The sequence below is a fragment of the Brevibacillus sp. genome, assembly GCF_003521185.1.
GTDB lineage: Bacteria > Bacillota > Bacilli > Brevibacillales > Brevibacillaceae > Brevibacillus > Brevibacillus parabrevis.
The window spans coordinates 22,779-36,957 of the sequence record NZ_DOTK01000085.1 but is presented as its reverse complement, the minus strand read 5'-3'; the positions used below and the strand labels follow the sequence as shown (position 1 = coordinate 36,957).

Here is a 14,179-nt window from a genome sequence, read left to right as displayed (position 1 = left end):
CCGCCAAAAGCTGGTTCGCTTCGCCGAGCTGAGCGGAGGTGGTGTCAAGCTGCTGCGAAGTAGTGTCGAGTTGCTGCGTAGTCACGTCAAGTTGCTGTAAAGCGGCGTCAAGCTGTTCAGCCTTGGCATCGAGCTGTTGAGAGGTCGCGTCAAGCTGTTGAACCACCTGGTCGTGCTTCGCATTCCACTCGTGGGACAGGTGGAGCGCAGCTTGCACCTCAGCGTCTTTTTGCTCAAGCGCCTCGGTCCACACGATCTTTTGTTGCTCCCAATGCGTGACGGCTGCTTCGAGCTGTTGCTGTTGGGCGAGAAGCTGCGTCTCGTGTTCGCGAGCGGCATCGAGCTGGCGGGAAGCGGCGTCAAGCTGTTGTGTAGTTTGATCCAGCTGCCGGGAAGTCTCGTCAAGCTGTTGCGCAGTGTGATCCAGCTGCTGGGAGGCGGCGTCGAGTTGGGAAGTTGTGCTGTGCAGCCGGGCTGTGGTGTCTTCCAGTTGCTGATTTGTTTCGTCGAGTTGCTGTGCCGTTGTGCCCAGCTGTTGCAGCGTCTGATCGTGCCTTTCAATTAACGCCAAATAATCGTGATGAGCCGCGATCAGCTCAGCGTCTTTTTTCTCCAGGGCTTGCTGCAACGAAAGCTCCTGCTGTTCCCGCTGAACAAGGGCAGCTTCCAGCTGTTGCTGCTTCTCGATCAGCTCCTGCTCCAGAGCGCGGGCCGCGTCAAGCTGCTGGGAGGTAGCTTCCAGCTGGGCCGAGGCGTTTTGCAATTGTACGGTTGTCTCGTGCAGTTGCCGTGCGGTTTCATCTAAGTGCTGCTGTTTGAGCAAAAGCTGCGCTTCCAGATCGCGTGCAGCTTCCAGTTGCTGGGACGCGTTTGTCAGCTGTGCGGACGTGTCTTGCAAAAGTTGAGTCGTTTCCTGGAGTTGCAGGGAAGTTGTTTCCAGATTCTGGTTTGTTGCTTCCAACTGTTGGCGCTTGGTGTGCAGGTCTTGCTGGGATGCTTCCAGCTGCTCTTGCAAATGCTCCAGCTGGGAAAGCTGCTCCTGTTCCACGAGTTGGGCGCTCTCGTATTCGTCGTGCATATGCTCAAGCGCTCGTTTCCAGGAATTTTCCTGCTGTTCCAAATGGGTAATCGTTTCGAGCAACTGCTGGCGTTCTGCAAGCAGCTCCTCGATCTTGTCACGCTGTTGTTGCTGCTGCTCATGCAACTGGGTGTTGACCTGCTCCGACGAGGCGATCAGCTGTGCCAGTTCTGCTTCTTTTCGTCTCGCTTCCTCCAGCTGCTGCTGTGCGTGCTCGCTGGCGGACTCATATGATTTCAGCTTCGCCAGGCTTTGCTCCCACTCCGCTTCCTTTTTCTCAAAGTGATCCAACCTGCGCTGCAATAGTTCGATACGCTCCCGCAAAGTGGCTTCCATGGCCTCATGCTTGGAAATGGCTTCCGCGAGCTTGGGGGATGTTTCATGCTCGTGCAGCTCGCTCCGCAGCTCATCTACCGTTCGCTTCAGCTTGCCCTCCCGATCTTTGTAGACCGAAATGGCTTTTTCGCGCTGCTGGAGAAGGTTCTGGTAGTGGTCCAGTTTTGCTTCCAGATCGCTGAGCAGCTTCTGCGACTGATCCGTGTACTGCTGCCATTCATTTGCTTTTTGGTCCAGATCGGCGAGGGTCTGGTGCAGTTCCTCCAGCTGTGCCCGGTATTCCTGGTTTTCCAGGCTGGTTGCTTCTATCTTTTCCTCAAGCTCCATCACTCTCATGCTCAGTTGGTTAGCTTTGTCCTCGTAGTAGTACGCCTGTTTTTTCAGCAAAAGGAACTTCTCGTTCCCTGCTTTTGGCTTGCTTGTGCTGGAGGTTCTTTTTTTAAGCACAGTGTTGTCCTCCTTTTTTGCGTAAGGTTATCCTCTATAGACATATGTAATGGTCGGCATTTGGTGCCTGTATCCCGATGCGGCCAATCTGGCGGCAAAAGAAACGAAAAAAGGGAGAAGACAAAGTCTTCTCCCGGTGGAAACACCAGTATAGTTTGCAGGAAGCAGGAAGCTTACGGCGTGGTGATGACGATGTCTCCGAATGTGACGCAATCGCGCACCAGCAATTGCTCGTCGGGAACGATGGTGAGGTTGGCAGAGAAGACGAGGATGCCGTTTGCATCTGTCAGTGTCAGGATGATCACGTCTGGCAGACCGAGTGCTGTTTCGGCCAGAGTCAAGGAGTAGGTCATGAACTCTTGCGCTCCGGTTGCTGTGAAGGTTCTCACGCCGGTACCGGATACGACCAGACCAGTGATCAGATCCAGACCTGGCAGCACGGTAATGCACGTAGGCGAACTGATCGAGGTAGGCGAGAAGCTGAAGCTTTGGTCGCCCAACAGGTCAGTCAAGACTGTATCGAAGAAATTAAAGGTGAACGAGCTGCTGGATGGATCGCAGCTTGGGCAGATATCGGCGATGAGCTGGACTGTACCGACTGCGATTTCGAGTGGGATACCGATGCTGATCGATACGTTCGGGATCAGTGCGTTTACGGACGCCTGGCAATCGCAGTTGCGAACCGGGAAGATTGGCGGGCATTGTGGCGGGAATGTGATCGGCGGGCAACGGAAAGAAGGCGTTGGCGACGGTACAGGAATGTTGTTAGGACGCGGCGAGCAGAATTTGGCGAGCACTTCGAGTTTGACTTCCGCTTCTACCTGGATTTCCACGCACACAATGACATCCAGCTGAACCATGCCGCCGAGGAGTACGTTGCCGGTAGGGCTGCATTCCAGGGCGCTGATTCGGCAAACGATGTTGTCTTCGTCAAGCGGTTCAGGCAAGCACAGTACGACCTCCTGATCGAACTGTACCGTTGTCGTAAATTCGCAGAGTGGCGTTCCGTCTGCGAAAACGCGCACGATAACAGTGGCGCTGAACACGAAGCGGACAACACCTACGCGGACGGTTGTGCCGTTGACTGTGATGTTTTCGCGGCGAATGCTGACGACGCTGCAGCTAGGGCCAGGAGATACAGGCTCTACGCACGAGATGGAAATATCTTGCCCTGCACGAATAGCTGCGTCCACAAGTGCTCGACAATCGTCGGGAAGGGCAATCTTGTTCCGGTAGCTGTTAGCAAGAACGACCCAGTCGTACACCTTTTGAACGCGAATGCACTCTTCCTGAAGGTTGTTCGGAGTAGGAGGAGTAGCGGTCGGTGTTGGTGTAGGGAGCTGGCGACCCATAATGGGCTTCACAGGATGTTTCACCGTAAGAATCCTTCCTTTCCTAGGGGATTTGCTTTGCAGTTACATACTATGTGGGCAAGGGGAAATTTGCTTGTCAACGAATGCCCATTTTTTAGGTGAAAGACGGATTAAAACGGGATTTGAAATTGTTGGAAAAACCAGTTGTCATCGCGTTTTCTCTGGGCGAGGTAGCGGATGCGCTGGGCAGCTGCTCCAGAGGTCAGCACGTCGTCTTCGATTTCGCTGGCATTTGCGTACACGATGAGCTTCTTCGTGGCTTCAATCCGCTGTTCGCTAAAATGGCTGTACGCCATCCGCAGCATATTGTAGTAGATGTGCTCATGCACCACTGTATAAGGATGCGTTTGCCTGAACAGATGACGAATTTTCACGGAAGGGTGGACAAAGCAGGTGAAGCCGAACAGCCACATTTTGATGGAAAACTCGATGTCTTCAAAGCCCCACACGCGGAACCCGCGATCGAATCCGCCCACCTTCATGAAAGCTTCCCGCGTAACAATAAAGCAGCCCCCTGGCAAAATCGCAATCGGAGCAGGCCGCTGCGGATTCGGATACCAGACGACGCCCAGCTTTTGATCGAGCTTTTGGCCGTAGCCGATTTTGTGCGGCTCTGTCATGGAGGCGATCCCCGGTGCGACGCCGTCCGCTTTTTTGGTGAGGATCAGCTCCAGCATGCGATCGATCCAGAAATTTTCAAAAGCGAGGTGCGCATCGCAAAAGATCAAAAACCTGCCCTGCGCGTGATCGACGCCCAAATTTCTCGCGGCTGCTGCTCCGATCCCTTCTGTCGTGATCAGCTTGATGTTTGACGGGTTTTCCTGATTGCGCAAAAAATGACAGCCATTATCAGTAGAAGCATCGTCGACCACGATGACTTCATAGGTCATATTGGTTCTCGCATTGACGAGAGAAGTAATCGTTGTGCGCACATTGTCTCCTTCGTTTTTGACAGGGATGATAATAGAGACCAATGGCGGTTGCTCGACGGACATATGACCACTCCTTTCTAGTAGCCATGGTATGCCGCACGTCAGGGGAGGGAACGCCCGCTGCCAAATTTGCTCACTCTTGGCACTAGGCATTCATACAATATCGCGGAGAGTCTAGATCGTGTCGTGAGGAGTGAAAAGGATGGACGTCGAGGTATATTACAGCGGGCAGCGTGGCGGGACCATGCCGTATGCGGCTCTGCCTGCTTTTCGATTGTTTTGCAAGCAAAACGGATTTCAATTGAAATGGGACCCGAAACAGAAGCGGATCGATCTCGATTCGGGCCTGAAAGGGAAAGTGTGCGTTCTTTTTACAGGCGGCCAAACGACGGAAACTGCCTACGAGTGGGATGTGCTGGGGAAAGTCCAGCGCTTCGTTTCTGATTATGGAATGGAAGTGGTGCTGACGAAAAACAACCTCAGCCTGGCGAAAAATACCGACGTTGCGATCCGCTTCAGCATGAAGGAACTGCGCTTGCTGGAAAAGCCGCGGCTGGTTTTATATCCGCACGAAAATGAGCGGCAGAGAGAGCTGATCCGCTGCTTGCAGCAAGAACTGAAGCAGACGGGGATAGCGTGCCAGCAAAAAGCGAGCAAAGCGCCCAAACAAGCGGGCGGAATCGTGCATATCCAGCTGCAAATTCCGATTCACACGGAAGTGTACAAAAGAAAAGCTTACGGCGAAAAAATAGCTTTCTATCTCGCTTCGGGCATTTTGGAATATTTTCAAAACGGCTTGCACATTCAGCCGCTTGCTTACCTTCCCCCGAACATATTGAAGCTGTTCTACTCCAGCGTCTGGTCGTCCGAGCAAAGTCAGCTGACCACAAGCACAAGCGACGATGAGGAATTGCTTGCAGAAGTGGAGGAGCTGCTTGACCAGGCAGATGAACACGATTGCGAGCAAAGCGAGAGCGAAGCTGGCGAGGAGCAAGCAGAGGCGCCAGTCATGACCGCACAGGCAGTGCCAGACCTTCAGGAGGAACAGACAGCAGTAGCCAGCCTGCAAAAGGCGGAACAGCCGCAGGCAGAGCAAGTGGTTCAGCAAGAGCAGGAAGCTGCTGCACACCTGGCAGAAGAGGTAGTCGCATCGCAGGAGCGAGAGCAACCACAGGAGCCGCACGCAGCCGTCCTCCATATAGAAGAAGCAGCTCCCGAACAAACAGAGGAACAGGAACAGGCTGTAGAAGCGCGCACAGCGGCAGAAGTGTTTTTTGACTATACATTGATTCACTCAGACTCCAATGAAAAACCGTATTTGCTAATAGGCACTTTGCAAGTCAAAAACACGGGAACAGAGGTGCTGTACAATCCGATCGTTTGCCTGCGGGTAAGCCCAGCCGATTCGATCAAGATGGGCGGGCAAATTTTGCCGCCGCGGCTGGTCGAGACATTGGCTGTGCAAGGCAGCAACGGCTTGAAAGGCTGGCGGTACCTCGATGACGACTGGTTTACCCAAGCGATGGAACGCGGCGAATACTGGATTGCTCCGATCCAGCCTGTCGCGATCCCGCCGCAGTCAGCGGAAGCTTTTCAAAATTTCCAGGTGTCTTTTTTGAAGCAGGATTCGGGCAAGGCGATCGTTGTAGAAGGAGTCGTTCTCTGCAACGACCAATCCGTGCATTTTTCGGCGAACAACCGGATTGCTGTTTCGTTCTAGGCATAGGCAAAAAAAGCCACCATTTCGATAGCGAAATGATGGCTTTTACATTCAGCGAGCTTACTTTTTCAAAAACATTTGGACGAACGTTTTTCCGTAAGGGCCGCCATTGACTACAGCGATTCCCACATAGTCATACGTAGGGCTGAGGATGTTGGTCTTGTGGCCCGAAGAGTTCATGAACATTTGATGGGCACCGCTTACCGACGGATTTTGGGCAATGTTTTCAGCTGCCGCCATATAATTGATACCAAAGGTGTCCATCATCTGGAAAGGCGAACCGTACGTCGGAGAAGTGTGGCTGAAGTAGCCTTTGGTCACCATCTCCTGGGCTTTGACTCGCGCTACTTTGACCAGTTGCATATCGACCTGGTACGGCGCGAGTCCGCGGCTCGTGCGCTCCTGATTGACCAACTGGACCATTTCCTTTTCGTCAGCAGTCAAATCGGCTGGCAAAGGAACGGTCGTGCCAGTGCCCGGGTTTTGCGGTTTTTCTGGCTGTGTTGGCGTCACAGGCGGTGTCGGGGTTGGCGTTGGTGTCGGAGTTGGCTTCGGATTGTTCTTGTTGTTCTTGTACTGCTCTTCAATCGCCTTGTACGTTTTCGCGTCGGCTTCCCCGGTCAAAGTCTGCTTGTTGCGGGATTGAAACAGCATGACGGCAAAACGGGTAGAGTCATCATAAGTGCCTGTCGCAGTCACCTTGTAGCCGAGGTTGGCGAGCATGGCTTGCAAATCTTTGACGCGCTCACCTGTAGAGCCGAGCTTCAGGGTGACAGCTGGTTCGGCAGGCTTGCTTGGCGTCTCCGGTTTGGGAGCCGGTTTTGTCTTTTGCGCCTTGTACACTTTGTTCAGCTTGTCGTAAGTCGCTTTGTTCACAATTCCCGTTTGCTTGAGCTTGTACTTTTTCTGGAATTGCTTGACGTTGTACACGGTGTCGACGGTATAGAGCTTGTCTACTTTCAGTTTGTGGTCAAAATGCAGGGCATCGAGCATTTTCTCCACTTCGAGCACGCGTGCATTATTCATCCCCTTTTTCAGAGGGGTAAATGTTGTTTTTGCAAATGCAGGTTGTCCGATCATGGTGAAGGTGACGGACAGGGAAAGGATAGCTGCAATCTTCGAAATGTTGCGATTCATGTCATCACGCCTTTCTCTGGTTTGTCGCCCTCCAATGGTACCCGATATTGTTTTGGGAAAGAAACCACAAAATATTGGAAAGAGGGAAAATTCGATGTTTGGCATCTCGTGGATTGACCTGGTCATTCTCGTGCTGGCCAGCTTTCGCCTCACCCATTTGATTGTGTATGACGAGATCACGTCGTTTCTTCGCAACCCGTTTTTTACCGTCGTGTACGAGGCAGACGCGACCGGACAAATGAACCGGCAGTATCGTTTTAAAGGGGGAAAAGTCCGCCGCTTTTTTGGCGAATTGCTCAGTTGCCACTGGTGCACGGGCATTTGGGTAGCTGTGGCGACAGTGGCGGTCTACGCGTATGTACCAGCCGCCTATCCCATCTTGTTGCTGCTGGCGATTGCAGGGGCGGCGGCTGTTCTGGAGACGAGGCTGTACATGTGAAGCATGCGCAGGGTCTTTAGGCTCGCGAAAAAGCTTGATACACAACAAATTCATCATGAGACAGCGGGATCACTTCCTCGGCCTGATAACCTCCGACCAGCTTGTTTTGCAGATGCGGGACGGTCGCCGGGGCCGTCAAGGAAGAAGCGATGTCTACGCGATGCACGTTTGTTCGCGGGTCGAGCGGGATTTCCAGGGCGAACTGCGACTTTTCGACGGTGAAAGACTTGGCCCGAGCTCCGTTGACGAGAGCGGTCAGTTGAAAAGGTTTGGGCAGCTTCGCTGGCGCACCGGGAATTTTGCCTTTGATCAGCAAAATATGTGCCGGCTTGTCAGGGTCAGACTGAATGATCGTGCGCAAGACGGGAGGCGCCCATGTGTCCGGGAAGCGGTTCGTGCTGGTGACATGTGTGGAGTTGGAAGGAAACGACTTGAATATTTTCAGCAAGTCAATTACGCCCATCCCCCGATATTGCGAGACGTGCGAGATCCAGCCGCTCGGGATGCTCGAATAGTGCTTGGCGAGCGATTTGAACACTTCCGGGATTCCGACCGAATGCCACTGCGTCGTCGATTTGCAGGTGGCGTGGATGCGGGCATTGGCGAAAAACTCCGGAACAAAGCCAATTTGATGAAACTTGGCGATGCGCATCCAAAGCTCGTAGTCCATGCAAAAGTTCAGCTTTTCGTCCACGCCCTTCATGTGGGTGATGACATTGCGGCGAATAAACGCGGCGGGCTGGCAGATGCAGCACGTGTAGTAAAGCTGTTTGGCATCGGCGTGCGAGGAGGGAAACGTATTGACTGCCTGGCTATGTTCATTGATGACCTGACATTTTCCATGAACCATTCCCCAAGCCGGATGCTGCAATAAAGCGTGGACAGCCTTGCGAATCGCTCCGGGAAGATAGGTGTCGTCCGAGTTGAGCCAGCCGATGATGGTTCCTTGCGCCATGGCAAAACCTTTGTTGAGCGCATGGGATTGTCCGTTGTCCGGTTCGGAAATATATCGGAAGCGGCTGTCCGCACTGGCGTATTCCTGCAAAATGGCGAGTGTTCCATCCGTCGAACCGCCGTCGATCACGAGCATTTCCAGGTTCGGGTAGTCCTGGAGCAGCACGCTGTTGATCGTTTCGCGAATGAATCTGGCCTGATTGAAGGAGGGGGTTACGATACTGACGAGAGGCAGCTGCCCGCTAGACATTTCTGTCACTCCTTTTCAAAAAGTCAGCGCAAAAAAGAAATGGCACGCCTGCAATACCATATGTACAAGAACCGGATTTGGCATCGGGATACGTTTCTTATTTTGACAGATTCCCATAGCAAAAAGGTGTGGCGCCCTCGCTTGCAGGAGGGAGCGCACACCTTGATAGACGCACATGGCGAGATTGTGTTTACCTTACAAATAGTCCGGCACCAGACCCGGGTTGCGGTAAATGCGCAGCAGTTCCGCGTACGAATCGGCAGCTGTTTCCCGCCCGCTGATGGCCCGCGCAACCATCGTGACGCGGCCGATCGGGTAGTCGTTTTTGGTCCCGGAGTTGACGGTTGTGATGCTTTGCGGCAATACTTCGAAAAGCGTGCTGGCGAGCATCTCCCGCAAGCATCTGATCGAAGGCACCCAGTAGGTCGTTATATCGTGGTAGATTCTGTTCATATTTCCCGGAGGGCCGTTGAAGATCATTCTTGATTCGTTGTCGTCGAGGATGCAAGCCGTCTCCAACAGCAGATGTCCGCCAGTCTTGATCACACTGCGCGCTTGCGACAGCGTCCACAAAGGATCGCGGACGTGGTAGAGCAGTCCGGTATGCTGAACGATATCGAACAGGTTGTGGCGAATTTGCTGCGGGAACGGCAACGGAGCGGAGAAATCGTCCATCAGCAGCACTTTCAAACCTTCCCACAAGTTGTAGGGAGAAATGTTATACAGCGGAAGAACCTTGCTTTCGAGAATGTCTTTGCACAGTTCAAAGTTGGAGTACAGCGGCTGCATGCAGTCGGTGGCGACGACGAGCGAGGCTCCGAGCTTTTCTGCTTCAAACGCCCACATTCCGTCGAAGCTGGCAATGTCCAGCACCCGTTTCCCTGCGTAATTGATGTGCGCTCTGGATTTGCGCGTACTGTCCCAAAGTGGCTCCAAAATTTTCAGGCCAGGAGTTGCGATCCCGGGACGCAACTGAATTTTATGGTACCAGGTGCGCTTGGCAATCTCCGCCAAAATTTCACTGTCTGTCCATGTTCCTCCCACTCATGTCCCTCCTTCAGAAGAATCGGTGTCTAGGCAAAATGCGATCATGCTACATTACGATATGAACGCCGCAGATGTCGGGAAACGGGTGTAATCCCCCATTCTCAGGCGCATGGCGGCGGATTTAGGCGTCCGGTACAAGCAGTGGCCGTTTCCGGCACGATCCGAAAAGCATACGGTGGAGGAAAAGGAACGTACAGGAGGGTGCGCCAATGACCTTGCCTATCATTTTCATGCACAGGGACGATGAGGATTATTTAGCCTACAGTTTGCGGCAAGCCAAGATGAGCAATCCCCGCTCTCCCGTTTACTTGCTCGGCAGGGAGGCTAACCGGAAATACGCCTCGTCCGGCGCCATGCATGTCATGATGGATTCGTATATGCAGACAGCGCAGATGTTCGCCAAGGTGTATCAGCACATGCATGTCATGAGCTACGAATATAATTTGTTCTGCTTTCAGCGCTGGTTTATTCTCCGCGACTTCATGCGCAAAAACCGGATACAAGGCTGCTTTTACCTCGATTCGGACGTGATGCTCTACACCCAGGTCAACAAGCCGGAATACCGGGCGTTTTCCATGGAGTTTGCGTGGACAAGTTTCGTAGGCTTGGATACGCTGGATCGTTTCTGCAATTTGACGATGCAATACTTTGTGAATCCGCAGATGTTCCGGCTGCTCGTGCAAAAAACGATCGAGCTTGACCAGGTGATCGAAGGGGTTCCGCTGGTGTCGGACATGGTGCTGTGCCTGCTTTATTTCCGTTCTTACTCCGGCCAGGCGCATACGCATGGAACGTTCGGCGACAGCTTCTTCGACGAAAATATTAACCGCCCGCGGTGGGCAGAGAGTCTTTCGGGCAAGAAAAAAGTGTACGCCATCGACGGACAGCTCTACTGCAAGGATCAGGCCAGCGGTGCCCTCAAGCGGCTAAATTCGTTGCATTTCCAGGGGCTTACGGCCAAAAGCTACATGAAAGACTTCTGGCTCCCCCATATCCCCAGGCAACCCGGCGTTCATTATTACGACTATGCATCGTCCCAATGGACCATACAGAACTGAAGCTCATGCCCCGGCGAATCGCGTCGGGGTATTTGTCTACTAGGCTAGTGATTGCCGGTTTTCCAAAAAGGCGGGAGAATCGACCATTTTCGCGTACCAAACAGTCACCCTCTACCAACTTTTCATATGATGATTCATGCATGAAGTTTAACGGACAGAGGTGGCCTGGATGAAACTGGTGTTGCTATCGGGCGGTTCGGGCAAAAGACTGTGGCCGCTCTCCAACGATGTTCGCTCCAAGCAGTTTTTGAAGCTGATTCGCAATGGGGAAAGCGAACCGGAATCCATGGTTCAGCGGGTATGGAGGCAGCTTGCTGCCAATCAGTTTGAGGACATGGCTTATATCTCAACGAGTCAATCGCAGGTAGATCTCATATACAGCCAGCTGGGACCGGATGTGCCGCTGATTCTGGAGCCGCAAAAAAGGGATACGTTTCCCGCCATCGCGCTGATCGCCAGTTATTTGCACAGCGTCAAACAACTGGGGCCAGACGAGGTCGTGACTGTGATGCCTGTCGACTCTTTTGTGGAGGATCACTTTTTTCAAAAGTTGAAAGGACTGGAAACGGTCATACAGCAGTCAGGGGCCGACCTCGCCTTGATGGGAGTCAAGCCGACGTACCCTTCCACCAAGTATGGATACGTCATTCTGGTGCAAGCCGACAACGAGTCTGGCAGCTTTTTGCAGGTCGCGCGCTTTACAGAAAAGCCTTCTGTGGAAACAGCTTCCCAGTTGATTGCGCAAGGCGCCCTGTGGAATTGCGGCGTATTTGCGTTTCGCCTGGGCTATATGCTGCAAGAGCTGCAAAAGAAACAACTGCCGACGGACTACGATCAGCTGGTTGCGCGCTATACGGCATTGCCGAAAATCAGTTTTGATTACGAGGTTGTCGAAAAAGCCAAGCATGTCGTCGTTGTGCCGTACGCAGGCGATTGGAAGGACCTTGGCACATGGAACACGCTGACCGAGGAAATGAGCGACAGCTCAGTGGGGCGTGTGCATCTGGAGGAAAGCACGAATACGCACGTCATTAATGAACTGGATTTGCCGATCGTCGCAATTGGCGTATCCGACCTCGTCGTCGCCGCCAGCCCGGATGGCATCCTGGTCGCAGCGAAGGACAAAAGCCACAAGGTCAAGGATATTGCAAGCGATTGGTCGCAGCGGCCGATGTTCGAGGAGCGGCGCTGGGGCTGGTACCACGTCTTGCAGTTTCAGAAAATGAATGAAAAGGTCGAGGTGTTGACCAAGCAGCTCCACCTCCATGCCGGAAAAAATTTGAGCTATCAATACCACCACTTTCGCAGCGAGGTGTGGATGATAGTGGAGGGAGAAGGGGAGTTTGTCCTGAATGATCGCTTGATGATCGTCAAGCCTGGCGATGTGGTGGAAATTCCTGTCGGAGCCAAGCATGCGATCAAAGCGATCAGCGACCTCGACATTATCGAGGTGCAGATGGGCAGCAAGCTGGTCGAAGAGGACATCGTCCGGCTGGGCATGGACTGGAATGACATCGTGGAAATGGTCAGTGAATGATGATGCGACCAGACGCTGCCTTTTGGCAAGGAAAAAGAGTGTTCCTGACAGGACATACGGGCTTCAAAGGCTCGTGGATGTGCCTGTTGCTGCATCGTTTGGGGGCGCAGGTGACCGGATATGCGCTGGCTCCGCCGACCCATCCCAGCCTGTTTGAGCTGTGCCGCATCGATTCCTTGATCGACTCCGTGTCAGGCGACATTCGCGACAGTCAGCAGCTGCAAACGGCGCTTTTGCAAGCAAAACCGGATATCGTCATCCATATGGCGGCACAGCCTCTGGTTGGCCTGTCCTATCAGGAACCTGTCGCCACTTATGAGACGAACGTCATGGGAACGGTTTATTTGCTGGAAGCCGTTCGCCTGGCGAGAAATGCAGGTATTCCCATCCGCGCGCTGGTCAATGTCACGACAGACAAATGCTACGAAAACAAGGAGTGGCCCTGGGGGTATCGGGAGGTGGACACGCTGGGCGGGCACGATCCGTACTCCAATAGCAAGGCGTGCGCAGAAATGGTGACCGCCTGTTACCGCGCCGCTTTTTTTCAGCAGGACGGGCAGGCCCAAGACTTGCCTCCGATCGGACTTGCAACAGCACGCGCAGGCAACGTCATCGGTGGCGGCGATTTCACAGGCGGGCGGTTGATTCCTGATCTGCTGCGGAGTTTGCTCGACGACCAGCCGATGCAGCTTCGCCATCCGCAAGCGGTTCGCCCTTGGCAGCACGTTTTGGAGTCGCTGCACGGGTATTTGCTGCTGGCGCAAAAGTTGTATGGGGATAGTCCACGCTACTCGTGTAGCTGGAATTTCGGGCCGGATGCCAACGACGCCAAAAGCGTGGAATGGCTGGCTGCGTGTCTGTGCCAAAAATGGGGGAAGCAGGCGACTTACGAGGTTGACGAGCGAGCTTCTTTTCACGAGACGACGTACCTCAGACTCGACAGCTCGCAAGCGCGGGAAAAGCTGGGCTGGCGTCCGCACTGGACGATCGAGCAGGCATTGGATCGCATCGTGGAGTGGACAAGAGCCTACCAGCAACAAGCCGACATGCGGCAAGTCTGTTTTGCGCACATCGATCAATACGGAAAGGAGGGGGCTTCATGAAAGTCGTTATCTTGGCTGGCGGATACGGAACGCGGATCGGAGAAGAATCGCAGCTTAGGCCGAAGCCCCTGATTGAGATCGGGGAAAAGCCGATCATTTGCCATATCATGTCCATCTACTCCAAGTACGGGTACAACGATTTCATTATTTGCCTCGGCTACAAAGGCTACATGATCAAGGAATATTTCGCCCACTACTTTTTGCACCAGTCGGATGTCACGTTTGACTTTCGCCGCGGGAACGAGATGATTTTGCACAATCGCTGCCAGGACCCGTGGAAGGTGACGCTGATCGATACGGGCAAGGATACGATGACAGGCGGCAGGATCAAGCGAATCCAGCCATTCGTCGGCGAGGAGCCGTTCATGCTTACGTATGGAGACGGGGTGGGAAATATCGATATTGCCGCTCTCGTTGCGTTCCATCAGTCACACGGCAAGCTGGCGACGATTACGGCCGTGCAGCCGCCAGGAAGGTTTGGCGCGCTCGATCTGGAAGCAGACGGTCAGGTGAAAGGCTTCCAGGAAAAGCCGAGCGGCGATGGCGGCTGGATCAATGCCGGATTTTTCGTGTTGCAGCCAGAGGTGTTTTCCTATCTGGGCGATGATGCGACTGTTTTTGAGCAAGCGCCGCTGGAACGACTGGCGCAAAGCGGCAAGCTCGCAGCCTATCGGCACAGCGGGTTCTGGCAGCCGATGGACACGATGCGCGACAAAAATTACCTGGAGTCGCTGTGGAAAAGCGGAAAGGCGGAGTGGAGGTAGCAGA

11 protein-coding genes and 1 pseudogene are annotated in these 14,179 nt (G+C 53.6%); 6 read left to right on the top strand and 6 right to left on the bottom strand.

Annotation, left to right across the window (positions count from 1 at the left end; all coding sequences use genetic code 11):
- From DEP07_RS25625 to DEP07_RS25615, 3 genes and pseudogenes are all read right to left on the bottom strand, one after another.
- Positions 1-1,861, bottom strand: a pseudogene (locus DEP07_RS25625) (hypothetical protein); the annotation flags it as partial.
- Positions 1,862-2,034: 173 nt separating this feature from the next.
- Positions 2,035-3,237: a hypothetical protein gene (locus DEP07_RS25620; protein ID WP_122963215.1), complete on the bottom strand. Its 1,203-nt coding sequence runs from the start codon at positions 3,235-3,237 to the stop codon at positions 2,035-2,037.
- 107 nt (positions 3,238-3,344) lie between these two features.
- Entirely contained in the window at positions 3,345-4,229 is an 885-nt protein-coding gene (locus DEP07_RS25615; RefSeq protein WP_122963216.1) for a glycosyltransferase family 2 protein, read from the bottom strand.
- A 139-nt stretch (positions 4,230-4,368) separates the two neighbouring features.
- Between DEP07_RS25615 and DEP07_RS25610 the strand changes: the two genes are divergently transcribed.
- A complete protein-coding gene (locus DEP07_RS25610; RefSeq protein WP_281869060.1) occupies positions 4,369-5,886 on the top strand; it encodes a hypothetical protein in 1,518 nt (505 codons plus the stop codon).
- A 60-nt stretch (positions 5,887-5,946) separates the two neighbouring features.
- Here the strand turns inward: DEP07_RS25610 and DEP07_RS25605 are convergent, their stop codons facing one another.
- Positions 5,947-7,023: a peptidoglycan-binding protein gene (locus DEP07_RS25605; protein ID WP_173596254.1), complete on the bottom strand. Its 1,077-nt coding sequence runs from the start codon at positions 7,021-7,023 to the stop codon at positions 5,947-5,949.
- A 94-nt stretch (positions 7,024-7,117) separates the two neighbouring features.
- Here DEP07_RS25605 and DEP07_RS25600 point away from each other — a divergent pair, with 94 nt between their 5' ends.
- Positions 7,118-7,462 carry a DUF1360 domain-containing protein gene (locus DEP07_RS25600; protein ID WP_173596255.1) on the top strand — a complete coding sequence of 115 codons (345 nt, stop codon included), beginning with the start codon at positions 7,118-7,120 and terminating at the stop codon, positions 7,460-7,462.
- A 16-nt stretch (positions 7,463-7,478) separates the two neighbouring features.
- Here the strand turns inward: DEP07_RS25600 and DEP07_RS25595 are convergent, their stop codons facing one another.
- Positions 7,479-8,666: a glycosyltransferase family 2 protein gene (locus DEP07_RS25595; protein WP_173596256.1), complete on the bottom strand. Its 1,188-nt coding sequence runs from the start codon at positions 8,664-8,666 to the stop codon at positions 7,479-7,481.
- 195 nt (positions 8,667-8,861) lie between these two features.
- Positions 8,862-9,710, bottom strand: a complete 849-nt coding sequence (locus tag DEP07_RS25590) for a DUF1698 domain-containing protein (RefSeq protein ID WP_173596257.1) — start codon at positions 9,708-9,710, stop codon at positions 8,862-8,864.
- Between the two features lie 212 nt (positions 9,711-9,922).
- Between DEP07_RS25590 and DEP07_RS25585 the strand changes: the two genes are divergently transcribed.
- The 4 genes from DEP07_RS25585 (at position 9,923) to rfbF (ending at position 14,175) form a co-directional block, all read left to right on the top strand.
- Positions 9,923-10,771: a hypothetical protein gene (locus DEP07_RS25585; protein ID WP_173599789.1), complete on the top strand. Its 849-nt coding sequence runs from the start codon at positions 9,923-9,925 to the stop codon at positions 10,769-10,771.
- Positions 10,772-10,940: 169 nt separating this feature from the next.
- Positions 10,941-12,308: a sugar phosphate nucleotidyltransferase gene (locus DEP07_RS25580; RefSeq protein ID WP_287103205.1), complete on the top strand. Its 1,368-nt coding sequence runs from the start codon at positions 10,941-10,943 to the stop codon at positions 12,306-12,308.
- Positions 12,308-13,411, top strand: a complete 1,104-nt coding sequence (rfbG, locus tag DEP07_RS25575; RefSeq protein ID WP_287103207.1) for a CDP-glucose 4,6-dehydratase — start codon at positions 12,308-12,310, stop codon at positions 13,409-13,411. Before DEP07_RS25580 ends, rfbG begins: the two co-directional genes overlap by 1 nt.
- Positions 13,408-14,175: a glucose-1-phosphate cytidylyltransferase gene (rfbF, locus tag DEP07_RS25570; protein ID WP_173596260.1), complete on the top strand. Its 768-nt coding sequence runs from the start codon at positions 13,408-13,410 to the stop codon at positions 14,173-14,175. Before rfbG ends, rfbF begins: the two co-directional genes overlap by 4 nt.
- The last annotated feature ends 4 nt before the right edge of the window (positions 14,176-14,179 follow it).